20 protein-coding genes, 1 tRNA gene and 1 pseudogene are annotated in these 22,581 nt (G+C 59.5%); 15 read left to right on the top strand and 7 right to left on the bottom strand.

Annotated features, from left to right (window positions below):
- The first annotated feature begins 12 nt into the window (after window positions 1-12).
- The gene (locus msub_RS00295; RefSeq protein ID WP_048494180.1) at window positions 13-753 is read left to right on the top strand and encodes a helix-turn-helix domain-containing protein; all 741 of its coding nucleotides are present in this window, start codon (window positions 13-15) and stop codon (window positions 751-753) included.
- Here msub_RS00295 and mtnA read toward each other — a convergent pair.
- Window positions 742-1,809 carry an S-methyl-5-thioribose-1-phosphate isomerase gene (gene mtnA, locus msub_RS00290; protein WP_082146366.1) on the bottom strand — a complete coding sequence of 356 codons (1,068 nt, stop codon included), beginning with the start codon at window positions 1,807-1,809 and terminating at the stop codon, window positions 742-744. The genes msub_RS00295 and mtnA overlap by 12 nt on opposite strands.
- A gap of 111 nt (window positions 1,810-1,920) precedes the next feature.
- Between mtnA and msub_RS00285 the strand changes: the two genes are divergently transcribed.
- From msub_RS00285 to rdgC, 8 genes are read left to right on the top strand one after another with little or no spacing between them, the layout of a single operon-like run.
- Window positions 1,921-3,258: a TRZ/ATZ family hydrolase gene (locus msub_RS00285; RefSeq protein ID WP_048494178.1), complete on the top strand. Its 1,338-nt coding sequence runs from the start codon at window positions 1,921-1,923 to the stop codon at window positions 3,256-3,258.
- 35 nt (window positions 3,259-3,293) lie between these two features.
- Window positions 3,294-4,010, top strand: coding sequence for a bifunctional 2-polyprenyl-6-hydroxyphenol methylase/3-demethylubiquinol 3-O-methyltransferase UbiG (gene ubiG, locus msub_RS00280; protein WP_048494177.1), 717 nt, complete (start codon window positions 3,294-3,296; stop codon window positions 4,008-4,010).
- Window positions 4,000-4,683: an HAD-IA family hydrolase gene (locus msub_RS00275; RefSeq protein ID WP_227506592.1), complete on the top strand. Its 684-nt coding sequence runs from the start codon at window positions 4,000-4,002 to the stop codon at window positions 4,681-4,683. Before ubiG ends, msub_RS00275 begins: the two co-directional genes overlap by 11 nt.
- Before the next feature lie 58 nt (window positions 4,684-4,741).
- Window positions 4,742-5,491, top strand: a complete 750-nt coding sequence (locus msub_RS00270; protein ID WP_048494175.1) for a YciK family oxidoreductase — start codon at window positions 4,742-4,744, stop codon at window positions 5,489-5,491.
- Window positions 5,491-5,724 carry a glutaredoxin family protein gene (locus msub_RS00265; protein ID WP_048494174.1) on the top strand — a complete coding sequence of 78 codons (234 nt, stop codon included), beginning with the start codon at window positions 5,491-5,493 and terminating at the stop codon, window positions 5,722-5,724. The genes msub_RS00270 and msub_RS00265 overlap by 1 nt, the downstream gene beginning before the upstream one ends.
- A 12-nt stretch (window positions 5,725-5,736) precedes the next feature.
- Window positions 5,737-6,507, top strand: coding sequence for a peroxide stress protein YaaA (yaaA, locus tag msub_RS00260; protein WP_048494173.1), 771 nt, complete (start codon window positions 5,737-5,739; stop codon window positions 6,505-6,507).
- Between the two features lie 25 nt (window positions 6,508-6,532).
- Window positions 6,533-6,733 carry a DUF2788 domain-containing protein gene (locus msub_RS00255; protein WP_048494172.1) on the top strand — a complete coding sequence of 67 codons (201 nt, stop codon included), beginning with the start codon at window positions 6,533-6,535 and terminating at the stop codon, window positions 6,731-6,733.
- Window positions 6,734-6,752: 19 nt separating this feature from the next.
- Window positions 6,753-7,679: a recombination-associated protein RdgC gene (gene rdgC / locus msub_RS00250; protein WP_048494171.1), complete on the top strand. Its 927-nt coding sequence runs from the start codon at window positions 6,753-6,755 to the stop codon at window positions 7,677-7,679.
- Window positions 7,680-7,756: 77 nt separating this feature from the next.
- On the opposite strand, the gene msub_RS00245 is transcribed toward rdgC, so the two are convergent.
- Window positions 7,757-10,501 (bottom strand): bifunctional acetate--CoA ligase family protein/GNAT family N-acetyltransferase, encoded by a 2,745-nt coding sequence (locus msub_RS00245; protein ID WP_048494170.1) that lies wholly within the window; start codon window positions 10,499-10,501, stop codon window positions 7,757-7,759.
- A 208-nt stretch (window positions 10,502-10,709) separates the two neighbouring features.
- Between msub_RS00245 and msub_RS00240 the strand changes: the two genes are divergently transcribed.
- On the top strand, window positions 10,710-11,636 hold the full coding sequence (locus msub_RS00240) for a histone deacetylase family protein (protein ID WP_048494169.1): 927 nt from the start codon (window positions 10,710-10,712) through the stop codon (window positions 11,634-11,636).
- A gap of 6 nt (window positions 11,637-11,642) precedes the next feature.
- Here the strand turns inward: msub_RS00240 and msub_RS00235 are convergent, their stop codons facing one another.
- Window positions 11,643-12,560: a flagellar protein MotY gene (locus msub_RS00235; RefSeq protein WP_048496896.1), complete on the bottom strand. Its 918-nt coding sequence runs from the start codon at window positions 12,558-12,560 to the stop codon at window positions 11,643-11,645.
- 208 nt (window positions 12,561-12,768) lie between these two features.
- Between msub_RS00235 and pyrC the strand changes: the two genes are divergently transcribed.
- Together pyrC and rnt are read left to right on the top strand one after the other, a co-directional pair.
- Window positions 12,769-13,800 carry a dihydroorotase gene (pyrC, locus tag msub_RS00230; protein ID WP_048494168.1) on the top strand — a complete coding sequence of 344 codons (1,032 nt, stop codon included), beginning with the start codon at window positions 12,769-12,771 and terminating at the stop codon, window positions 13,798-13,800.
- 44 nt (window positions 13,801-13,844) lie between these two features.
- Window positions 13,845-14,501, top strand: a complete 657-nt coding sequence (gene rnt, locus msub_RS00225) for a ribonuclease T (protein ID WP_082146365.1) — start codon at window positions 13,845-13,847, stop codon at window positions 14,499-14,501.
- Window positions 14,502-14,554: 53 nt separating this feature from the next.
- Here the strand turns inward: rnt and msub_RS00220 are convergent, their stop codons facing one another.
- Window positions 14,555-16,540, bottom strand: a complete 1,986-nt coding sequence (locus msub_RS00220) for an SDR family oxidoreductase (RefSeq protein WP_048494167.1) — start codon at window positions 16,538-16,540, stop codon at window positions 14,555-14,557.
- A gap of 385 nt (window positions 16,541-16,925) precedes the next feature.
- Between msub_RS00220 and msub_RS00215 the strand changes: the two genes are divergently transcribed.
- Together msub_RS00215 and msub_RS00210 are read left to right on the top strand one after the other, a co-directional pair.
- The gene (locus tag msub_RS00215; protein ID WP_048494166.1) at window positions 16,926-17,225 is read left to right on the top strand and encodes a hypothetical protein; all 300 of its coding nucleotides are present in this window, start codon (window positions 16,926-16,928) and stop codon (window positions 17,223-17,225) included.
- 65 nt (window positions 17,226-17,290) lie between these two features.
- Entirely contained in the window at window positions 17,291-20,113 is a 2,823-nt protein-coding gene (locus msub_RS00210; RefSeq protein ID WP_048494165.1) for an insulinase family protein, read from the top strand.
- A 5-nt stretch (window positions 20,114-20,118) separates the two neighbouring features.
- Here the strand turns inward: msub_RS00210 and msub_RS00205 are convergent, their stop codons facing one another.
- Both msub_RS00205 and msub_RS00200 read right to left on the bottom strand, forming a co-directional pair.
- Window positions 20,119-20,751, bottom strand: coding sequence for a TIGR04282 family arsenosugar biosynthesis glycosyltransferase (locus msub_RS00205; RefSeq protein ID WP_048494164.1), 633 nt, complete (start codon window positions 20,749-20,751; stop codon window positions 20,119-20,121).
- On the bottom strand, window positions 20,738-21,448 hold the full coding sequence (locus tag msub_RS00200; RefSeq protein ID WP_319803293.1) for a TIGR04283 family arsenosugar biosynthesis glycosyltransferase: 711 nt from the start codon (window positions 21,446-21,448) through the stop codon (window positions 20,738-20,740). The genes msub_RS00205 and msub_RS00200 overlap by 14 nt, the downstream gene beginning before the upstream one ends.
- Window positions 21,449-21,532: 84 nt before the next feature.
- On the opposite strand from msub_RS00200, the gene msub_RS00195 reads away from it, so the two are divergent.
- Window positions 21,533-21,609 (top strand) — tRNA-Arg (locus tag msub_RS00195).
- A 332-nt stretch (window positions 21,610-21,941) separates the two neighbouring features.
- On the opposite strand, the pseudogene msub_RS21420 reads toward msub_RS00195, so the two are convergent.
- A pseudogene (locus tag msub_RS21420) lies at window positions 21,942-22,124 on the bottom strand (MFS transporter); the annotation flags it as partial.
- Window positions 22,125-22,581 lie beyond the last annotated feature (457 nt).

The following is a 22,581-nucleotide window of genomic DNA, read 5'->3' as shown; positions in this document are numbered from 1 at the left end:
CCAGCCATTTCAATGACTGACAGGGAAGACAACCGGCACAGGGCAAAAGCACTCCAGGATATGCTCCTGGACGCCCTGCATGCCATGCGATCCCTTGAAGAAGTTGAAGGTCTGGAAAAGCCCCCGGCACAGGAACCCGGGCCGGAGGGGCTGCTTGACCGGCTGGCCAGCCTGACCGGTTCGGCGCTCCGGTTCGGAGTAAAAGCCACGGACAGGTCTCTTCGGGTAGGCCGGGCCCTGATCAACTCACAGGATCAGCTCAGGGCCATGCTGACGGCGGGCCAATCCCTGAAGGATATCCGGGAAGTGGCCGGGCTCACGCTTTCGGAAATGAGCGAGGCCCTGAACCTCCGTGATAAATCGGTACTGGAGGCCATTGAGAACGGCACCGCCACCCTCTCCTTCGAACTGATTCTCCGGCTCGCCGCCCTCATCGCCCGGAACGATCCCATCCCGTTCATCATGCGCACCACGCGCAACTACAACCCCGAAGTCTGGCAGCTTCTGAACGACTGGGGGGTGGCAAGGCTGCCACTGCAGTTTGAACGCGAACGGGAATTCATCAATATCTTTCGCCGGCATGACGACGCCCGCACCCTTTCAGACGAAGGCTTCCAGAAGGTACTGGAATTCACGCGCCACAGTTTCGAGATGTCCCTGCACTTTGTCGAAGAGCAGGAACGGCAGGTGGAGGAGCTGCGGGCGGCTTACGAGGAAAAGGCCTCCTCAACCAGGAACCCCTCAGCCAAATAGCGCCCGCATACCGGTAATATTGGGGTTATGCACCACGCCCTTTTCGGTAACGATGGCGTCAATCAGGCTGGCCGGTGTTACATCAAACACCGGGTTAAACACCCTGACGCCTGCAGGGGCCAGCGGAATCCCCCGTATCTCCCGCACCTCAAGGCCTTCCCGCTCCTCAATGGGGATGTCCGAGCCCGAAGCCAGGGACATATCCACGGTGCTTGAGGGCGCCACCACCATGAAGCCCACTTTGTGATGACGGGCCAGAACCGCCAGGCTATAGGTACCAATCTTGTTGGCGACATCCCCGTTGGCGGTAATCCGATCCGCGCCCACAATCACCCAACGCACGTTTTTCCGGGCCATGATCGCCGCCGCCGCGCCATCGGCATTCAATGTTACCGGGATACCATCCCGGGCCAGCTCCCAGGCTGTCAGACGGCTGCCCTGAAGCCAGGGCCGGGTTTCATCGGCAAAAACGTTTTTCAGCAACTTCTCCTCGTGCAGCCGGCGGATGACCCCCAAAGCTGTCCCGTAGCCGCCGGTGGCCAGGGCGCCGGTGTTGCAGTGCGTGAGTACCGATATGGGGCTGGCCGGCGCCATGAATTCCAGGGCATGGTCCGCCATGGCAATATTGGCCGCCAGATCCTCCTGGTGAATCGCCACCGCCTCCTGGTCCAGCCGCTTCACCGCCTCCGCCAGGGAGTGGCACTCATGGAATACCTGCTCCATTCGCTGCAGCGCCCAGAACAGATTGACTGCCGTCGGGCGTGAGGCCGCCAGCTCCCGGATGGCCTGTTTGATTTCCGCTTTCCAGTCACCCCCGCCGGCATGCCGTGCTGCCAGAGCAACACCGTATGCCGCGCTGATGCCGATGGCGGGAGCGCCACGCACTACCATATCCCGAATGCTCTGGGCCACACCGGCGGCGCCCTCAAGGGTGATCCAGTGTTCTTCTCCGGGCAGCAGGCGTTGGTCGAGCAGCTCCAGGCTGTTGCCATGCCAGCGCATCGCAAACGTGCCAATACTGCGTCCGGAGGAAGATGGTTTCGGGGATTCTGCCATGAAAATTGCTCCGCTTTGCCAGCGCTGAAAACCGCCAGTATAACGGTTATACTTGCCCGCTACATTTCCATGGCGCGGCCGCACCGCGCCAATCGCTGTAAGGCAGGGTTAATGACGGCAGATACCATCACCGCAGCCGATATTCGCATCAACGCACGCTGGCTGATTCCGATTGAACCGGCGGCCACAGTGCTCGACAACCAGGCCGTGATCATCCAGGGAAACCGGATTGCCGCGGTTATTCCCCAGGCGCAGGCAAACCGGGAGTTCAGAACCCGTGAAACCGTTGATCTGCCACATCATGTCGTTATGCCCGGCCTGATCAATATGCACGGCCACGCGGCGATGACGCTCTTCCGGGGCATGGCGGACGACCTGCCACTGATGACCTGGCTGAACGACCACATCTGGCCGGCCGAGGGCCGCCACATCAGCCAACAGTTCATTGCCGACGGCACCCAGTTGGCCATGGCGGAAATGTTGCGCACAGGCACGACCACCTTCTCGGACATGTATTTTTTCCCAGAGATTGCCGCACAGGTTGCCTGCGATGCTGGCATGCGCGCCCAGATCTGTTTCCCGTTACTGGATTTCCCCACTATCTGGGGTTCCGGCCCGGAAGAATATCTGAGCAAGGGCGCCGCCTTTATCGATACCTGGAAAAACGATGGCTATATCATGCCTGCCATTGGCCCCCATGCGCCCTACACGGTCTCTGATGGCCCCATGGCCGAGGCCGTCCGGCTGTCCGAGGCCACTGGCGCCCGGATCCAGATACACCTGCATGAAACCGCTTTCGAGGTTGAGGAAGCCACTGAAAAGCAGGGCAGGCGCCCCACGGCCCGACTGGCTGAGCTTGGCATGTTGCGCCCGGAGACCCAGTGCGTGCACATGACCCAGATCGACGACAGCGACATCCGCCTGCTGCAGCAGTCCGGCGCCCAGGTTATCCATTGCCCGGAGTCCAACCTGAAGCTGGCCAGCGGCCTTTGCCCGGTCCAGAAACTGCTCGATAGCGGCGTAAACGTCGCCATCGGCACCGACGGTGCAGCCAGCAACAACGACCTGGACCTGTTCGGAGAACTGCGCACCGCCGCCATGGTGGCCAAGGTTGTGGCCGGCGACGCGGCTGCCGTGTCGGCCCATCGGGCACTGGCAATGGCCACCATCAACGGGGCCAGAGCGCTTGGCCGGGATCACGAACTGGGCTCGCTGGTTTCCGGAAAACTGGCCGACCTGATTGCCATCGATCTGAGCGACCCGTTCCTGCAACCGGTCTACGACCCGGCGTCGCACCTGGTGTACAGCAACCATGGCCGGTCGGTAAGCCACAGCTGGATTAACGGCGTACCACAAGTACAGGACGGCCGGCTTACCCGTATTGATGTTGCCGATCTCATGCTCCGGGTTGACGACTGGGCGGGACGAATCCGCAGACAGGCTGACTAACCGATTTTCTATTGAATCACCAGGCAGAAGCAACCATGACAAACCAGAACGTAGACCGCAATGAGATCGCCAAATTCGAGGCCCTGGCCAGCCGCTGGTGGGATCCGACCAGCGAGTTCAAGCCGTTACACGACATCAACCCCCTGCGCCTGAACTATATCGACGAGCGCGTCTCCCTGGCCGGCAAGCGGGCGCTGGACGTCGGCTGCGGCGGCGGCCTGCTGTCCGAGGGCATGGCCCAGCGCGGTGCCCACGTAACCGGCATCGACATGGGGGAGGCGCCACTGTCGGTAGCCCGGCTACACGGTATGGAAACCGGGATCAGCGTCGACTACCGCCAGATCACCGTCGAGGAACTGGCCCAGGACCAGGCCCATGCCGGACAGTACGATGTCGTTACCTGCCTGGAGATGCTGGAACATGTACCCGACCCGGCCTCGGTTATCAAAGCCTGCGCCAGCATGCTGAAACCCGGCGGCCACCTGTTCGTCTCAACGATCAACCGCAACCCCAAGTCGTTCCTGTTTGCCATTGTCGGCGCTGAATATGTGCTCGGGCTGCTTCCCAAGGGAACCCATGAGTGGAAGAAATTTATCCGACCGTCGGAAATGTCCGATCACCTGCGCCATGCCGGGCTGGATGTCCGCGAACTCACCGGAATGACCTATAACCCCGTTACCAAGGTGTACAAGCTGGGCCGGGATGTCGATGTGAACTACCTGATGCATGCCAGGGATGTCCGTGAAGCCTGAAGCCGCCCCTCAAGTCACCCCGGAAACTTCCGCGGTCCTGTTTGATCTGGACGGAACGCTGATCGACACGGCGCCGGATTTTATCCGTTGCCTGAACCAGTTGCGCCATCAGCACGGCCTGCCCGCCCTGCCCGCCGAACAGATTCGGCGCTCCGTTTCCAATGGCGCCCGGGCGATGATCCGGGTGGGGTTCGGGCTGGAGCCGGAGCACCCGGACTATCTGGTAAAGCACACGGCGTTTCTGGACCTCTACGATGCGGGCGTGGCGATTGAGACCACCCTGTTCGAAGGCATGGACGAGCTGCTCAGAACGCTTGAAGAACGGCGTATCCCCTGGGGTATCGTCACCAACAAGCCGGCCCGGTTCGCGGTGCCGCTGGTCAAGGCGCTGAACCTGGCCGACCGCTGCGCAACTCTGGTATGCCCCGACCACGTCGCCCAGCGCAAGCCACATCCGGAAGCCCTCCTCCTCGCCTGCCAGCAGATGGGAACGGCCCCGGGCACCGGTATCTACGTAGGCGACCACGAGCGTGATATCGAGGCTGGCCGCAATGCCGGCATGAAGACCATTGCGGTTCGCTACGGCTATATCGAACAACCGGACAGCGTTGATCTGTGGCAAGCCGATCTGATCGCCGACACCGTCACGGATCTGGCAAAGCTGTTACAATAGTCGGCCAATTTCAGGATCCGGTATCGCTGCCGGTAAACGCCTTGTACGGAGACAGGTTATGCACGATTATCAAGCACCCGCCGATCTTCTGAAAGACCGTATCGTCATGGTTACCGGCGCCGGAAGCGGCATTGGCCGGGCGGCCGCCAAGGCCTATGCAGCCCATGGTGCGACCGTGGTGCTTGTGGGCCGCACTGTCAGCAAGCTGGAGACGGTTTACGACGAAATCGAGGCCGCAGGCCATCCGAAGCCTGCCATTGTACCCATGAACTTTGAAGGGGCCGCGGTGAAGGATTACGAGGAGCTGGCCATGACCCTCGAAGACAACTTCGGCCAGCTCGACGGCTTGCTACACAACGCGGCCATTCTGGGCGACCGCAGCCCGGTGGAGCTGTATGACCCGGAAACCTGGAACAAGGTCATGCACGTTAACACCACGGCGCCGTTCCTGCTGAGCCGCGCCATGATACCCCTGCTGCGCAAATCCGATGCGGCCTCGGTTATTTTCACGTCCTCCGGCGTCGGCCGGAAAGCCAAGGCTTATTGGGGCGCCTACGCCGTCTCCAAATTCGCCGTTGAAGGCCTGAGCCAGCTGCTGTCGGATGAACTGGACGATGAACGCCATAATGTACGGGTGAACAGTCTGAATCCCGGCGCCACCCGTACCAACATGAGAGCCCACGCCTACCCGGCGGAAAACCCACAGCAGAATCCGGCACCGGAGGACCTGATGCCGATTTACCTGTATCTCATGGGCAAGGACAGCCAGGGCGTCACCGGCCAGAAGCTGGACGCACAGCCGAAATAATGGAACTGCTTTTCTACACAACGTCCCAGTGCCACTTGTGCGAGCTGGCCGAAGCCCTGCTGGTCAATACACCGATGCCGGAACCGATTCCGGTTGATGTGGTGGACATTGCCCAGTCCGACGAGCTGGTTGAGCGATATGGCACCCGTATCCCGGTGTTGCGCCGTAATGATAACGGTGCGGAGCTGGACTGGCCGTTTACCAGGGATGATTTACTCACATTCCTGCAATGAGGATTGCCTGACATGTTGATGGTTGTTTCCCCTGCCAAAACACTGGATTACGAAAGCCCGCTGGCGACCGACAAGACCACCCAGCCGGACTTTCTTGATGACGCCTGCGAACTGGTGGATCAGCTCAAGAAGCTGGAACCGCACCAGATCAGCAACCTGATGAGCATCAGCGACAAGCTGGGCCAGCTGAACGCGGAGCGTTTTCGGAACTGGCACACGCCGTTCACCCCGGAAAACGCGCGCCAGGCCGTGCTGGCATTCAAGGGCGACGTGTACACAGGCCTGGATGCCGGGAGCTTCAGTGAGGCGGATTTCGAGTTTGCCCAGAAGCACCTGCGCATGCTCTCCGGTCTCTACGGCATTCTCAAACCGCTGGACCTGATGCAGCCTTACCGGCTGGAGATGGGCACCCGGTTCGAGAACCACCGCGGCAAGGATCTCTATGCCTTCTGGGGAAGCAAGATCACCCATGAAATCAATTGCCTGCTGGCAAATGACGACGGCGTACTGGTTAACCTGGCCTCCAACGAGTATTTCAAAAGCATAAAGAAGAAGGACCTGGAAGGCCGGCTGGTGACACCCCAGTTCAAGGACTGGAAAAACGGCCAGTACAAGATGATCAGCTTCTATGCCAAGAAGGCCCGCGGCCTTATGGCCCGGTTTGCCATTCAGAACCGCATTACCCAGGCCGACGACCTCAAGGGGTTCAACCTCGAAGGCTACTACTTCAGCGAAGACCAATCCGATAAGAACAACTGGGTTTTCCTGCGGGACGAACAGTGATCGACGTTTAAATCGGAGTTAACCAATGAACGAAGCAGTTTTTTCCCAGATCGCCATGCTGGTGTTTCTGACCGGCCTGATTGTCTGGATGGGTTTCATCGTCTGGGATCTGGCCAAGAAATCCCAGGCTGGCAAGTTTGGCACCATCGCCCTGTTTACCGTTCTCGGTGCAGGTGTTGTGGGCTTTCTCGTCAAAACCGTACTCGTAGAGATCATGCAAATATGAAAGACAAGGACCAGCCCTGATGTGGTTTCGCAACGCCCGAATATTCCGTTTTACCAAGCCGTTTGATATCACCGCCGAGGATCTGGAAGAGAAACTCCAGGCCGATGCGTTCAAACCCTGTGGCCCCCAGGAAACCAGCCGTCAGGGCTGGGTACCACCGCTGGGCAAGCGGGGTGAACAACTGGTTCACAGCGCCAATGGCTACCATCTGATCGCCCTGCGCAAGGAAGAGAAAATCCTTCCGGGCCCGGTGGTCAAGGAAGCCGTCGAGGAAAGAGCCGAAGCCATTGAATTCGAGCAGAACCGCAAGGTCCGTCGCAAGGAAAAGGACGAAATCAAGGAACAGGTGATGCTGGAGATGCTGCCCCAGGCCTTCTCCAAAAACCGCCGCTGCTTTGCCTACCTCGCGCCCCAGGACGGTGTGCTGGTGGTGGACGCGGGCTCGGCGAAACAGGCGGAAGACCTGGCTTCAACCCTGCGCAAGAGCCTGGGTTCTTTGCCCGTGCGCCCGCCAGCGGTGGAACAGGCACCCGCCTTCACCTTTACCGGATGGCTGAACGAGTCCATTGATTTGCCCGGCTCAGTGACGTTGGGTAGCGAATGCGAGCTGAAAGACCCGTCCGAAGACGGCGGCGTGGTGCGCTGCAAAGGCCTGGATCTGAAAGCCGAGGAAATCCGCAATCACCTGGACGCCGGCATGCAGGTTACCAAACTGTCTCTCACCTGGGACGACAACGTCTCGTTTGTGCTGGACGAGGAACTGGGCATCCGCCGCCTGAAATTCGGCGAAACCCTTCAGGAGCAGCTCGACGACGTTGACGTCGACGACGCCGCGGCCAAGTTTGACGCCGCCTTCACCCTGATGACCCTGGAGCTGTCCCGACTGATCCCGGGCCTGCTGGAGGCCCTGGGCGGAGAAGACCGCTCGGCGATTGTCGAAGACTAAAAACGTGAACTCGGGGTCAGATGAAAATGGGGTCAGATGAACTTTTCATCTGACCCCATTTTCATCTGACCCCACTTTCAGTGCGCGATTTTTCCCAGCCGCTCCCGCTGCCAGTCCTTCTCCGGCTCGTTCAGCACCAGCCGAAGATCCATCACTTCCTCTTCCGTATTGAACTTGATCTCGAAGCCCAGGTGTTCCGCCAGTTGCAGCATGGGGCGATTGTCCGGCAGCACATTGCCGACCATTTCCATGGTGCCACGGGCCCGACAGTAGTCGATCATCTTCTGCATCAGGGCCACGCCCAGGCCTTCGCCTTTCATTTTGTCGTGCACCATCACGGCGAACTCGCATTGCAGATTGTCGGCGTCAGTCCAGGTGCGGACAGTCCCCAGGGTTTCCTCGCCCTCGCCGTCTTCCCTGGGTGCATTGGCGATGAACACCATTTCCCGGTCGTAATCGATCTGCACCATCTGGGCCACGTCCTCCCGGGAAAAATGCTTGCGGTACTGGAAGAACCGGTAGCGAATGGATTCCGGTGACTGCAACTCGTGGAACGCGCGGTGGGCCGGTTCATCTTCCGCCAGTACCGGCCGGATAATCACCCGGCGGCCGGATTTGGGCAGCACAATCCACTCCTCAAGCTCCCTGGGGTAAGGCTGGATAATTGGCCGGCCCGGCGTGTCCGCCAGGTTGATGGCGATATTGACCGCCACGGCGCCCTGTTCGTTGAACAGCAAAGGGGCAATTTCCAGGCCCTGGATTTCCGGGATGTCGATCACGATCTGTGACAGAGTCACCAGGGTTTCAGAGACGGCCCGGATATCCTCCTCCGGCTTCAGGCTGTGCTCCTTGAGCAGCTTGTACATGTAGGTACGGCGCAGCAGTTCTCTTGCCAGCACCATGTTCAGGGGCGGCAGAGCGATCTGGCGGTCGGTCATCACGTTAATCTGGGCGCCGGCGGCGCCGCATACGACCAGAGGGCCAAACAGTTTGTCCCGGGTGATGCCCACGCTGAACTCGATACCCCCAACATGCTGGTAGGAGCGTTGAACGGCAAACCCCAGAAAACCGCTGTCCGGGAAGTGGGTCTGGTATTCCTCCATCAGGTAACGGCAGGAATCCATGATGGCCGCTTCGCTGTTGAGCTTCTGTACTGTGCCCTTGTAGCGACGTTGGGTAGGGCTCAGGTTCAGGAACGGGTGACAGGCCTGCTCATGAATAATGGCAATGTCGATGGGCCGGCGCTCAACCGCGAACACCTCGAGCACCTCCTCCATATCGTCGCAATACAGGGTATCAATGGTGTTGATGCCATAATCCCGCACAAGCTCGCGGGCCTCACGGTTGGACAGATGATGGCGCCCGGAGCGCAGCGCCCTCACAACCACCTTGCGCGTGTGCGTGCGGTCGGCAAAATGATCGGTAAAGGACTCCGGGGTTTCCGTCAGCAACCGCTGCACCCGCTGGTGGCGAACGTGCTGCATGAACGCCATTACCGCCTTTTCCGGGTTGAAGAACGACGGCAGCCCGGCCCGGTAAAATTCCTCCCGCGAATCCATCACCGTGCTCTGGCCAAGCCAGCAGGTAAACACATTCAAACGGGTACCCTTGGACGCCTGCACCACCGCATCGGCAATCTGAAGACTGTCTTCGGTCAGGCTGGGGGCATACATCACCAGCACATTGGCCACTTCCGGGTCCTTCGCCAGGATCTTGATGGCCTTGCCGTAGAGCTCTGGAGACGCGTCGTAGTTAAGGTCAATGGGGTTTTTCCGGGTCCAGTACGGCGGCAGCAGTTCCGCCAACGCCTCGATAGAGGATTCCGACAGCTCTGCCAGCTCGCCACCCAGGTCTGCCAGCCGGTCCACAGCCAGGACACCCGGGCCAACCCCGTTCGCCATGATCGCCAGGGTCTCCCGGCGCAACGGGCGCATGCGGGTCAGGGTTTCCAGGGCATCAAACATCTGCCCCAGGCCGTCCACCCTAAGCACACCGGCGCGCTGAAGCATGGCATCGTAGATCGGGTCGCTGCGTTTCAGCCCCGCCGGCAACTCATGGGGGAACCATTCGGATTCCGGCACCCGGCCGGATTTCACGGCAATCACCGGTTTGGTGCGGGAGGCAACCCGAACAGCGGACATGAAACGTCGGGCATTGGGAATGTTCTCGATATGCAGAAGAATGGCACGGGTCTGGGTATCCTGGGCCAGGTAGTCGATCAGATCGTCATGATCGATGTCCATGCCATCGCCGAGGGTCAGAAAATAGGAAAACCCGACGCCCCGGGCGAAGGCCCAGTCGATCACCGAGCTGGCAATGGTGCCGGACTGGCCGACGAACGCCACCCGGCCGGGAATCGCGCCCATGTGGGCATAGGTGGCGTTGAGACTGCGGGCCGGCACCATCAGGCCGATGGTGTTTGGGCCAAGCACCCGTATGCCGGTCTCTCGGGCGGCTTCCCGCACCGAGTACATCAGGGGCTGGCCGGTTTTGCTGTGGGTACGGGACATGCCGCCGGTCATCACAATGGCGGTGCGCACCCCCGCCTCTCCGAGCCGCTTGATGGTCTTGGACACAGTATCCGGCGGCGTACAGATGATTGCCAGATCGGGAGTAAAGTCCATTTTCGAGACTTTCCGGGCGCAGGGCACCCCGTGCACGTTGTCGTAATCGTTCTGGTTCACCACCAGCAGGCGCCCGGGATAACCGCCACCCATCAGGTTCCTCAGCACCATGCCGCCAAGGTTATCACCCCGCTCTGATGCACCGATCACCACAATGGATGCAGGGTTGAACAGGCTTTCCAGATACCGGGTGCTCAAGCTGACTCTCCTTACTGTCCGGCCCAGGGCCAGTCGGGTAATAAGTGTAATAAAACAGGTTACTTATAGGTGCATCTCTTATCTTAGGCGCTGATCCTCCGATATGAAATGACTATCGAGCTCATAAGACCAAAGAAACACGGCACCCTGTGGTTTTCCCTGATAAGCTTGAAGAAAATATAAGCAATTCGAAGGCAGCCCCAGACGTATGACCACGGCATTCTTTTCCCACGATGACTTCATGAAGCACAACATGGGCCCGGAACACCCGGAAAGCCCGGAGCGGCTTGCGGCCATTATCAGTTATCTGGCGGATACCGGTCTGGACCAGAGACTGGACTGGGTCCGACCGGAAGAAGTCACTCGTGACCAGTTGCTGACGGTGCATCCTGAGAAATACCTGCACCAGCTCGATCTGATGCAGCCTACCCGGGGCCGGGTGTTTACCGACCCGGACACGGCCATGATGCCGGATACCCTGCGCGCTGCCCGTCTGGCCGCCGGCGCCAATGTCCAGGCGGTGGATATGGTGATGAGTAGCCAGGTTACCAATGCTTTTGTCTGCGCCCGCCCTCCGGGGCATCATGCCGAGCGCGCCAAATCCATGGGGTTCTGCTTTTACAACAACATCGCGCTGGCCGCCATGCGCGCCCTCACCTTCCACCACCTTGAGCGGGTGGCGATCATCGACTTTGATGTGCACCAGGGCAACGGCACGGTGGACATCGTAGGTGGCGACGAGCGAATCCTGATGTGCTCCAGCTTCCAGCACCCCTTCTATCCGCACTCCCATGTGCACCGGCAGGCGGACAACATCGTGAATATTCCGATTGAGGCGAACTGTTCGTCTGAGGAGTACCGGAAGCAGGTGGAAGCCGGCTGGTTGCAGCGACTGAACGACTTCAAACCCCAGCTTGTCCTTATTTCCGCAGGCTTTGACGCCCACCGGCTGGATCCGATGGCGGAGCTGAATCTGGAGACTGAAGACTATCGCTGGCTGACAGAAATGATTGTGGAGGTGGCCGGCGAGCACAGTAATGACCGGATCATTTCAACCCTGGAAGGCGGCTATCACCTTCAGGCCCTGGCCGAGAGCGTGAATGCCCACCTGGAAGTGCTCGACTCGGTTTACTGATTCCGCCTAACCTAGCGGATCCCCGCCGTAGCCATTCGCCTGCTGCAGTTCCGGCTGGTCACCAGCACGCTGCAACCGGATGTTGGTGCGTCGATTATCCGCCGGGCGGTTTGAAACCGGATACTGGTCGCCGTGGGCCCGGACCGTAATCAGGTTTTCATCAATGCCGCGGGCCTTGAGGTAATCGGCCACCACATTGGCGCGATCCTCCGACAGCGCCCGGTTGTTGATCCGGCTGCCAATGCTGTCGCTGTGCCCGTCGACAAAAATCCGCTCCACGGTGGAGTCGGCATTCACGTAGGCCACGATATTGTCGAGTAACTGCCGGTCGGCGGCGGACAACTCGGTACTGCCGCTGGCAAAGGGAATTCTCGATCGGTGGATCTGATCAAAGTTCACCGGCAGTAGATTGTTGGTACAGCGCTGGTAACGCTGATACTCACCGGCAAAATTGATATTGGAAACCTGCACGCGCACCGGGCGGCCATCAAACCAGGATTCCCGGGTAACAGTCGGCTGCATGCCATCAAGCAAGCCGCGAGCCAGAACAAAGGCCTGGCGGGTATCCAGGGCAACCTGGCGACGGCCATCGGAAACATGCACGGTGCCCAGCGGCCTCGGAGCCACGCCCGGACGCCAGGAAGGTGCTTCAACCACCAGGCTGCCGCGGCCGGGGCGCATCAGCGGCGCGTCGGATTCAAGAAAAAACGACAGGCTCTCGCCTGCGCGATGATAGAACACCGCCCGCCCATACCCGGGTACTTCATGCACCAGCCGACATTCAAAAACCGATTCGGCCAGGTACCACTGGCTGTTTTCAATGCCGGCACCATAACTTGCAGCTGCGCCAATCGCGGGCAAACACAGGCCGAGAAGGCCAGCAGCCAGCGCGGTGATCGGATTATTGCGGGGGCGGAATCCCATATCGGTTGCCATCGGTATCAGGGAGTTAACAGGCTCTGAGAGTTTAACGGCCCAGGGTGGTGTTTCTTTAGCTCCGGGACAGAAAACAATCACCGGCACCTTCTGGTATAATTCGCCAAATTTTTCCGGGGCCTGTGTAATACCACCCCCCGGCCTTGCCGTTTTCGGCTCCGGACTCGACTCTCCCAAGGTATTGCGGACAACTGCCATGACTGACCAGCTAACTCTTACCCGCCCCGACGACTGGCACCTCCATGTTCGGGATGGCGATGTCCTGAAGCACGTGGTACCTGCGACTGCGGCGTGTTTCGGGCGGGCCATCATCATGCCCAACCAGGTACCACCGGTAACCACGGCAGCCGATGCCACCGCGTACCGCGACCGGATCCTGGCCGCCGCCAACGGCACCGGGTTTGAGCCACTGATGACCCTGTACCTGACCGAAAGCACCACCCCGGAAACCATCCGGGAGGCCAAAGCCGCCGGCGTTGTAGCCGCCAAACTCTACCCGGCCGGTGCCACTACCAATTCCGCCTCGGGCGTGAAGGACATCCGCAACATCTATCCGGTTCTGGAGGCCTTGGCCGACTGTGGAATGCTGCTGCTGGTGCACGGTGAAGTAACCGACGCCGACATTGATATTTTTGACCGGGAGAAGGTTTTTCTGGAGCGCGTTCTGGCGCCGACGCTTGCGGCCTTTCCCAACCTGAAAGTCGTACTGGAGCACATCACCACGGAGGATTCGGCGGAATTTGTCCGCCAGTACAGCGGCGATAATCTCGGCGCCACCCTGACGCCTCAGCACTTGATGTACAACCGCAACCACATGCTCGTGGGCGGTATCCGGCCGCATCTCTACTGCCTCCCGATTCTGAAGCGCAACCGCCATCAAAAAGCACTCCGGGATGCCGTTGCCAGCGGCGACAAACGCTTCTTCCTGGGCACGGATTCAGCCCCCCATGCCAAAGACCGCAAGGAAGCGGCCTGTGGGTGCGCCGGCTGCTATTCGGCCTTCGGGGCCATCGGCCTGTATGCCGACATCTTCGAGGAGCTGGGCATTCTCGACAAGCTCGAGGCCTTTGCCAGCTTCAACGGTGCCGATTTCTATGGCCTGCCGCGCAACACCGACACCATCACCCTGGTGCGTAAACCCTGGACCATGCCGGCAGAACTACCCCTGGCTGACGGCACCATCGTGCCATTGAAGGCCGGTGAAACCGTTCACTGGCAGCTCGCGTAACTATCGATTATTCCCTATCACACACGGCCAAGACCGGAGCTTGAGTGACTGACGAAAACAAACCACCGCACCCCATGTCCCGCCGTTTCCGCGGCTTTCTGCCTGTTGTTGTGGATGTGGAGACCGCCGGCTTCAACCCCGAGCGGGACGCTCTGCTGGAAGTGGCGGCCGTTATCCTGACTATGGACGACGATGGCTGGTTGCGCCGCACTGAAACCCACGTACAGCAGATTGACCCCTTTGAAGGCGCCAACCTGGAACAGTCCGCCCTGGACTTCACCGGCATTGACCCCTGGAATCCGGAGCGGGAAGCAGTACCCGAGCGCGAAGGCCTGAGTGAAATCTTCAGCCCGATCCGCAAGGCCGTGAAAAACCACGATTGCAAACGGGCCGTGCTGGTGGGCCACAATGCCACCTTCGACCACAACTTCATCTTCGCCGCGGCCCTGCGTGCCGACATCCGCCGCAACCCCTTCCACCCCTTTTCCACCTTCGACACAGCCACCCTGGCGGGCCTCGCCTACGGCCACACCGTATTGGCCCAGGCCTGCAAGCTGGCCGGCATTCCGTTCAGCAACAAGGAAGCCCACTCGGCCGCCTATGACGCCGAAAAGACGGCTGATCTGTTCTGCGGCATTGTGAACCGCTGGAAGGAGCTGGGCGGTTTTCCCCCTCCCCTGATCCCGGAAGAGACCGAGTAACCGCCAGAAAAAAACCCGCCGAAGCGGGTTTTTTTGTTTCAGGATCCAACCGATTACCAGTAAATGCCCCGCATGATGGCCGCAAAGGCTACCTGCTCTGAAGACACCTTGGGCCGCTGGCCGGACTTGCTGCCCGCAGCAGACGGTGAATCCGGGAACATGCGGTAACCCGTGTTCATGACAATCTCTCCCATCTTCGGCGCCAGAGCATGCAGCACCTGGGCAAAGATGCCCAGACGGGTCGCAATTCGCTTCGGCCGGTAAACAATGGCATCAGCCACCATCGTCGCTGCTTCATCCGGCGACAAGGTCGGCACCGAATCGTAGATCTTGGTCGGCGCTATCATGGGCGTTTTCACCAGCGGCATATTAATGGTGGTGAAGGTTACGTTACGGTCAGACCACTCCGAGGCGGCGCATCGGCTGAAGGCGTCCAGCGCGGACTTGGAGGCAACATAGGCCGAGAACCTCGGCGCATTGGTCAGCACACCGATGGATGAAATATTCACCACATGGCCACGGCGGCGCTCCAGCATCGTGGGCGCAAAGCCCATAATCAGGCGCACAGAGCCAAAGTAGTTGAGCTGCATGGTACGCTCAAAATCGTGGAAACGGTCGAAGGACAGATCCAGTGACCGGCGGATCGAACGGCCGGCGTTGTTGACCAGCACATCCACATGGCCGTGATTATCCAGCACTGTTTTAACGAATTCGTCGCAGGCTTCCATATCCGAGAAATCGCACGGGTACGCATGCACGCTGGCACCGCGGGACTCCAGTTCCGCGGTGACTTCCTTGAGGCGCTCCCGTTTACGGGCACCGATCACCAGAATTGCGCCGGCATCTGCCAGCTTCTGGGCGGTGGCCAGACCAATACCGGAGGTTGCGCCGGTCACCACACAGACCCGGCCCTCAACGGTACCGCGCAGCGTGCGGTCCTTGAACAGGTCCGGATCCAGGTGACGCTCCCAGTAATCCCAGATTATCGGTGCGAAATCCGGCAGGCGTGGCACCTCGATACCTGTGTCCTTGAGAACCCGCTCGGTTTCCCGGGCATCGAACCGGGTCGGGTAATTGATGAACGACATCACCGAAGGCGGAATACCCATATCGTCCAGCACCGCCGCGGTGAGCCGCTTTACCGGCGGCAGATTCTTCAGGCTCTGGCGAATGAACGGCGGGATAAAGCCGAACATGCGGGAGTCGATGCGCATGCCCATCTTGGGCGCATGGCCCGCCTCACTGAAAATATTGAGAATCTCACCGACCTTGTACGGATCCGGATCAACCAGATGGAAACACTTGCCGTCTTCGCCTTCCAGGTGGGCGATGTGGTCCATGGCATTAACCACAAAATCCACCGGCACGATGTTCAGGCGGCCGCCTTCAATGCCAATGGTGGGAACCCACTGGGGCAGTGCGTGGCGGATTTTCTGGATCATCTTGAAGAAATAATAGGGCCCGTCCACCTTGTCCATCTCACCGGTGGCAGAATGGCCAATGACCATGCCCGGCCGATAGATGCGGAACGGCACCTTGCACTCCTTGCGCACGACTTTTTCAGACTCATGCTTGGTGCGCAGGTACGGGTGATCCAGCTTCTCCGCTTCCTCGAACATGTCCTCGCGGAAAATGCCCTTGAACAGGCCAGCGGCGGCAATCGAGGACACGTGATGGAAGTGCTTGGCGCCCATGGCCTCAGCCGCATTCACTGCAGCCCGGGTACCTTCAATATTGGTCGCCTGCTGGGCCTCCTCGTCGGCGCCCATGTCGTACACCGCGGCGAGGTGGAAAAAGTGATCAATATTTCCTGTCAGGGCCTTGAGCGTTTTGGCATCGATCCCGAGGTTCTCGCTGGTAAGGTCGCCTATCACCGCCTTCACCTGGCTTTCGTCTGCACCCCAGCGCTCACGCAGTAAGTCGAGCTTGTCCAGGGACTGCTCACGGACCAGCACATGTATCGTGCCGCCGCGCGCCAGCAGCTTCTCCACAAGAAATCGGCCAATAAATCCGGTGCCACCGGTCAGGAAATAGTTCATCAATCTTCCACCCTGCTTGTTGCTCAGTTGTTGTCTATCCGTGCCGGCACCCATACGACTAAAGTCTTAGGTTAATCCGGAAACGCCGGAATTGTACTTAATTGCAACCTTCATGTATCGAACTTTTTTAGAGTTTTTACTCCGTAAGCCTTTGTTTTAAATAGAGCTATTACTCTAAAAATTCACTCTCCCGCACCTGGCGGGCCTATCCGGTTTGCCGACATAATGCTGTTGAGACTAGCACAGGAATGGCCGTCTGCCTGCCCGATTGTTGGATTACCACAAAGCAATGAAACACCCCGCCAGCAATGACATAATCAGGAACTTTTAGGGCCTTTTGGCATCTCTCTATCTCACAGGACAACCGACCTCCGGAAACCCGATCATGCAAAAAGACAATCCCAACGCAGAACGCTACATTTCCATTGCCCGGGCCTGCCTCAAGGCCATTAACGACTCCGCCGAGAACGCCGGTTCCCGCGAGCAGAAAATCCAGGCGGTTTACGAGGCCATCGACAGTGCCTTTCAATCCGAGTTCGCCGATTACCGCCAGTCCGTGGCCGTTATGGCAACCGTTCTTGAGCGTATTGCCTCTGGCCAGCTGGACGCCGAAAAGGCCGCGGATCTTGCCCGTAAAACACTGGACCGGCAGCCGGAAAGCACACGCAACACACTGATGCACTGAACGCCAGACCACATTCACCGGATATCAGAGAGCCTATGAGCACCCGCATCTCGAGAAAACACCCAATGCAAAGCCAGATGGCGCGTCTGTTTGCCCTGCTCACACTCCTGCTGATCAGCACCCTGAGCCTCGCCGCCCAGATACCGGAAAAAAGCCCGAACGACGACAACCAGTACCGGTTCATTGAACTGGAGAACGGCCTGAAGGTCATCCTGGTTTCCGACAAGGAGGCAGACAAGGCCGCCGCCTCAATGAATGTGGCCGTTGGCAGCGGAGACGACCCCGAAGACCGCGAGGGCATCGCCCACTTTCTGGAACACATGCTGTTTCTGGGCACCGAAAAATACCCGGAACCCGGCGAGTACCAGCAATTCATCAAGAGCCACGGCGGGCAGCACAACGCCTTCACCGCGTTCCAGGACACCAACTATTTTTTTGATATTCAGGCCGATTTTCTCGCGCCGGCACTGGACCGGTTTGCCCAGCAGTTTGCAGCGCCACTGTTCACGGCAAAACTGGTAGACCGGGAACGCAATGCCGTTCACTCGGAGTTCAGTTCCAAGCAGAAGGACGATGGCCGCAGGTTCTATTCGGTACAGAAGGCCGTGAGCAACCCGGAGAGTGCCTTCAGCCAGTTTGCCGTTGGCAACCTGAGCACCCTTGAAAATACCGACGACAACCCGCTGCGCCCGGACCTGATTGAATTCTGGAAACAGCACTATTCGGCCAACCTGATGTCCCTGGCGGTTTACGGCCCGCAACCGCTGGATGACCTGGAAGCCATGGTGCGTGGGCGGTTTGATGCCATCGAGAACCGCCATCTGGAGCCAAAGCGCCATATGGCCAGCCTCCTGGAGCAGGATGAGCTGCCGGCAAAGGTAACAGCGGATGCCATCAAGGATGTGCGGAGCCTGACGCTCACCTTCCCCATTCCCTCCCAGGAAGACAACTATCGCACCAAACCAGCCAGTTACGTGGCCAACCTGCTGGGCCATGAAGGGCCAGGCAGCCTGTTCGACGTCCTGAAACGGGCAGGGCTTGCCGAGAGCCTGTCAGCAGGGCTTGGCATGGATACCGGCGAAAACGCCACCCTCGAGATCAGCATCGCGCTGACCCCGGAAGGCCTGAACCGCCAAGAGGAAATCCTGCCACTGGTTTTTGATTACATCGCCCAGATTCGCGAGAACGGCATCAGCGAGCAGCGCTTCCGGGAAATGAAAAAATTGGCGCGCATCGATTTCCGGTTCCGTGAACAGGGCAGCCCGCTGCATGAGGCCATGCGCCTGGCCAGCCAGCTCCTGGAATACCCGCCAGAGGACCTGCTCCGCGCGCCCTGGCTGGTTGAGCGCTATGCCCCTGAACAATACCGGGACATCCTGCAACGGTTGACGCCGGATAATGTCCTGGTATTCGTCCTTGCGCCGGACCCGGAGCTGAAAAACCCGAACCTCACCAAGTGGTACGAGGCACGCTGGACCAAAGAACCACTGAACCCGGACACCCTGACACAAACCGGCCTGCCCAAACTTGCCAGCCAGCTGCAATTGCCGCCGGCCAACCCTTTCATACCCGAGGACCTGGAACTGGTGCCCGGAAAGACCATGGCAAAGCCCATAATGCTGGGCACACTGAACGGCATGGACATCTGGTTCGCCCGGGATACCCGGTTTGATACGCCCAAAGCCAATGTGTTTTTAAGCCTGAGGACACCTGCTGCTACGGTATCGGCACGCGGCCACGTACTGACCCAGTTGTTGGTTGACTCCATCAACGCCAACCTCAACGCCTGGGCCTATTCCGCCAGTCTGGCCGGGCTGGATTACAGCGTTTATCCGCACCTGCGCGGCATCACCGTTCGCGTCGGCGGCTACAATGACAAACTGCACACCCTGATGAACCGCATCCTGCTGCAGGTGGCGGTGCCGGAACTGACCCGGCAGCGCTTTGATATTGCCCGGCAGAACCTGATCGACAGCCTGCAGAACCAGGCCAAGGACCGCCCGGTGGAACAGACCTCGGAGTTTGTTCAGACGGCCCTGATCGAAGGCGCCTGGAGCACGGCGGCCAAACTCCGGGCAGCGAAAGAGGTCACCTTTGATGAGCTGCGCTCCTTCGCTGAGAACGCCTTCGCCCAGGTGGACCCTGTCATGATGGCGCACGGCAACCTCACCGAGGCCTCGGCCCTGAACCTGGCTCGCCAGATCAACGCCATCGTGCTTCGCAACAGCGAAAACACCCGGGTAGATCGCAGCCAGGTGCGCCAGTTGCCGGAGCGCGAGACCGAGGTGTCCCTCAAGGTGGATCACCCTGATACCGGCTACACCCTGTATATGCAGGGGGACAATACCAGTTTCGAGGAGCGGGCCCGCTTCCAGTTGCTGGGGCAGATCATCAGCAGCCCCTTCTACGAGGAAATCCGCACCACCCGCCAACTTGGCTACATTGTGTATGCCACTCCCTACGAAATGCTGGAGACGCCGGCACTGGGTTTTGTGGTGCAGTCACCCTCTGCCTCGCAATCCGAGATTGACCAGGCGGTCAGAGAATTCGCCAAAGGATTCGATAAAACACTGGCCGGGCTGACCGAAGAGCGGCTCAACCAGGAAAAACAGGCCGTGGTAAGCAAACTTCTGGAGCAGGATCGGCAACTCGGCGAGATCTCCAGCCGCTACTGGCGCGAAATTGACCGTGGCGCAGACTACTTCAACTCGCGGGAGCGCCTGGCCGAGGCGGTGAAGAAGGTCAGCAAGGAGGAATTACTGGCCACCTTCCGCAATGCGGTGCTGGAGCGAGAGCAGGCACTGCGGGTGGTTACCGGTGGCGACGGCCTGCAAGCGGACAAAGCCCTTGGCAAGCTGACCGACCTGCCACTTGTGCCCGCCAGCTGACAGCGTCAGACGATGCGAAGAAAACGGGCCCAGTCCTCGGGCTCGTCCACGTCCCAGCGGGGCTCCAGCAAGACATAGCTTAGCCCCGCTGCATCCAGCCGCTCGCAGGTCTGGGCCAGAACGTCCGGCGTTCCCCAGGCGATGTTGTCCAGCATTCCATCCACCACCCTTGAGGCGCCGATGAGCACGTAACCACCATCGTCGGAGGGCCCCAGCACCACATCATGATCCGCCAGGCAGGCCACGGCCCTGCGGGCATACTCAGGATCAACCGATGGGCAGTCGCTGCCGACCACCAGGGCACGGTCATAGTCGCAAAGCGATTGGCTGAGTGCGGCGAACATCTTCTCCCCGAGCGTATCGCCCTGCTGCACCCCCTGAACCAGACCGGCTCCATCGACTTCTTCAAGAATAGAGGCGGCTTCCAAAGGGTGATCGTCCACCAGCCGGTCCCACCAGAATTCCACCGCGTAACCGGTAGCACACAGGTTATCGAGCACCGCCAGCGTCAACCTTATATGGGCTTCGAGCGCGCCAGCCGGGCCCAACTCCGGAATTAACCGGGTTTTCACACGGCCGGCTTCCGGCCACTTGGCAAACTGGAGAAATACCGCCAGGGGAGGGTTACTTTGAGGCATTGCGTACATCCGATCGGTAGATTTGGGCCAGAGATTCCGGCGATTCACCGCGCCAGTAACGCCAGCGCAGCCGCCACATCAGGAAAATCGTTCGCCAGACACCATGCGTCTGCCATCGGCGGCTATCGGTTACGACAGGTTCTTTTATACAGAAGGGGCGCGACATTCGGCAAAGGCGGCGTGAAAATTCCACGTCTTCCATCAACGGCATCGGACGGAAACCGGCCAGCGCCTCGAACACATCCCGGCGTACAAACATCGCCTGATCACCGGTGCAGATACCCGTCAGGCGGGAACGCTTATTCATAAACCAGGCGATTACCCGGAACACCGGCCGCTGGCCACTCAGACGCACATTAAACCGCCCCCAGGCGCGATGAGAATGGGCAAAGTCGGCAAGATGCTCCAGGGCGCTTTCCGGCAGGCGGGTATCGGCATGCAGAAAAAGCAACAGATCGCCTCTGGCCACCGCCGCTCCGGCGTTCATCTGTGCCGCCCGCCCCTTTTCAGAGTTCACCACCCGGTCGCAGAGCGGCCGCGCCAGTTCAGCGGTGCCATCGGTGCTGCCGGCATCCACCACAATCACTTCATGCGCCCGGCCACGAATCGGCTGCAGGGCCCGGAGTGTTTCGGTAATACCGGCCGCCTCCCTCCATACCGGGATGATCACGCTCAACGAGAAAGGTTCAGGCAACACGCACTCCGTGAGATTCACCGAAACAGGACTGCACCTTGAGCCGCGGGGCTCAGGCCGTTATCATACCGCCCTTCTCGCGATAATGCCCCCGTAGCTCATCTGGATAGAGCGTCCCCCTCCTAAGGGGAAGGTAGCAGGTTCGAGTCCTGCCGGGGGTACCAACCGCACTTCCAATCTCTTTAAATGCCCCTCATATCCTTCTGTTTTAAACTTGCACCATATTGAAATTCCTGAATTCAGGAAATACCCGAAGATGGATTCCCTAACACAGTCCGCAATGTCACTGGCGCAAAGTGTCGGCTTGTGGGGTTACTGGTTTGCATTTTTTGCCGCCCTGGCCGAAACGGTTTTTTACCTGGCTTGTTTTTGTCGGTTCGGCCCTGCTGCTCATGATGGGCATGCTGGCTGGGCAGGGGTATTTTGATCTCGGAGGCCTGCTGTTTTTTTGCGATTGTCGGTGCGACGCGGGGAGATAACGTCAATTATTTTCTGGGCCGCCGTATTGCCATAGCAGCCCCGCCAGCACGCTCGCGATCAGCAGGGCAATGCCCGACACCAGGTTGAAAAAACCAAACGCAGTTCCGCGCAGGCTTCTGGGTGCCGCATTTGCAACCATAGTTGCGAGCAATCCCTGGGTCATACCCATGTGCAAGCCCCAAACCACAGAGCCGGCAAGGGCGCCGACGCCAAGCACGGATAGAAGGCACTCAGGCAAGAGGCTGTGAATAATCTCGGACGAAATATCCATCAACAGGCTTACGAAGCCGAGCACCCAGATCCCGGCGGGCAATCGGGGCTGAGGAGTGTCGTCGCGAGTACTCACGCTGCTGATCCTGTCAGAAATGGTTATTGACTGGAAATTAACCACACCCATTCGGTCCGCGACCGAAAATCGAGTCTCGGCATTCGCATTGTTGGCCATAAGACTGCGCTTTTCCGACGAAAAATAAAAGCTTGCTGGCGCCCGACAGGCCCGGGATGCCAATGCCGCAGTTCCTTTTCCGCTTCCTGTGTGTGCTTGCGAACAGACCACCCGGCCAGCAAGCGCCGATCCTGAGGGTCTGCCCCGGCAAAGACTCGCCCTGCCCTGTCAGGTTGGGGCCAAGTCGACGCCGGGCAACCGGCGGCATACA

It is taken from the genome of Marinobacter subterrani, assembly GCF_001045555.1.
Taxonomy (GTDB): Bacteria; Pseudomonadota; Gammaproteobacteria; order Pseudomonadales; family Oleiphilaceae; genus Marinobacter; species Marinobacter subterrani.
Note: the sequence above shows the minus strand (reverse complement) of the source record. Positions and strands in the feature narration are given on the sequence as shown.

Coding starts and splice junctions, on each gene's coding strand:
- msub_RS00215 (WP_048494166.1), top strand. CDS start 16,926: ATGCAAAAAGACAATCCCAACGCAGAACGCTACATTTCCATTGCCCGG.
- msub_RS00295 (WP_048494180.1), top strand. CDS start 13: ATGACTGACAGGGAAGACAACCGGCACAGGGCAAAAGCACTCCAGGAT.
- msub_RS00270 (WP_048494175.1), top strand. CDS start 4,742: ATGCACGATTATCAAGCACCCGCCGATCTTCTGAAAGACCGTATCGTC.
- msub_RS00285 (WP_048494178.1), top strand. CDS start 1,921: ATGACGGCAGATACCATCACCGCAGCCGATATTCGCATCAACGCACGC.
- mtnA (WP_082146366.1), bottom strand. CDS start 1,809: ATGGCAGAATCCCCGAAACCATCTTCCTCCGGACGCAGTATTGGCACG.
- msub_RS00210 (WP_048494165.1), top strand. CDS start 17,291: ATGCAAAGCCAGATGGCGCGTCTGTTTGCCCTGCTCACACTCCTGCTG.
- msub_RS00255 (WP_048494172.1), top strand. CDS start 6,533: ATGAACGAAGCAGTTTTTTCCCAGATCGCCATGCTGGTGTTTCTGACC.
- msub_RS00265 (WP_048494174.1), top strand. CDS start 5,491: ATGGAACTGCTTTTCTACACAACGTCCCAGTGCCACTTGTGCGAGCTG.
- ubiG (WP_048494177.1), top strand. CDS start 3,294: ATGACAAACCAGAACGTAGACCGCAATGAGATCGCCAAATTCGAGGCC.
- msub_RS00240 (WP_048494169.1), top strand. CDS start 10,710: ATGACCACGGCATTCTTTTCCCACGATGACTTCATGAAGCACAACATG.
- msub_RS00205 (WP_048494164.1), bottom strand. CDS start 20,751: ATGCCTCAAAGTAACCCTCCCCTGGCGGTATTTCTCCAGTTTGCCAAG.
- pyrC (WP_048494168.1), top strand. CDS start 12,769: ATGACTGACCAGCTAACTCTTACCCGCCCCGACGACTGGCACCTCCAT.
- yaaA (WP_048494173.1), top strand. CDS start 5,737: ATGTTGATGGTTGTTTCCCCTGCCAAAACACTGGATTACGAAAGCCCG.
- rdgC (WP_048494171.1), top strand. CDS start 6,753: ATGTGGTTTCGCAACGCCCGAATATTCCGTTTTACCAAGCCGTTTGAT.
- msub_RS00235 (WP_048496896.1), bottom strand. CDS start 12,560: ATGGGATTCCGCCCCCGCAATAATCCGATCACCGCGCTGGCTGCTGGC.
- msub_RS00220 (WP_048494167.1), bottom strand. CDS start 16,540: ATGAACTATTTCCTGACCGGTGGCACCGGATTTATTGGCCGATTTCTT.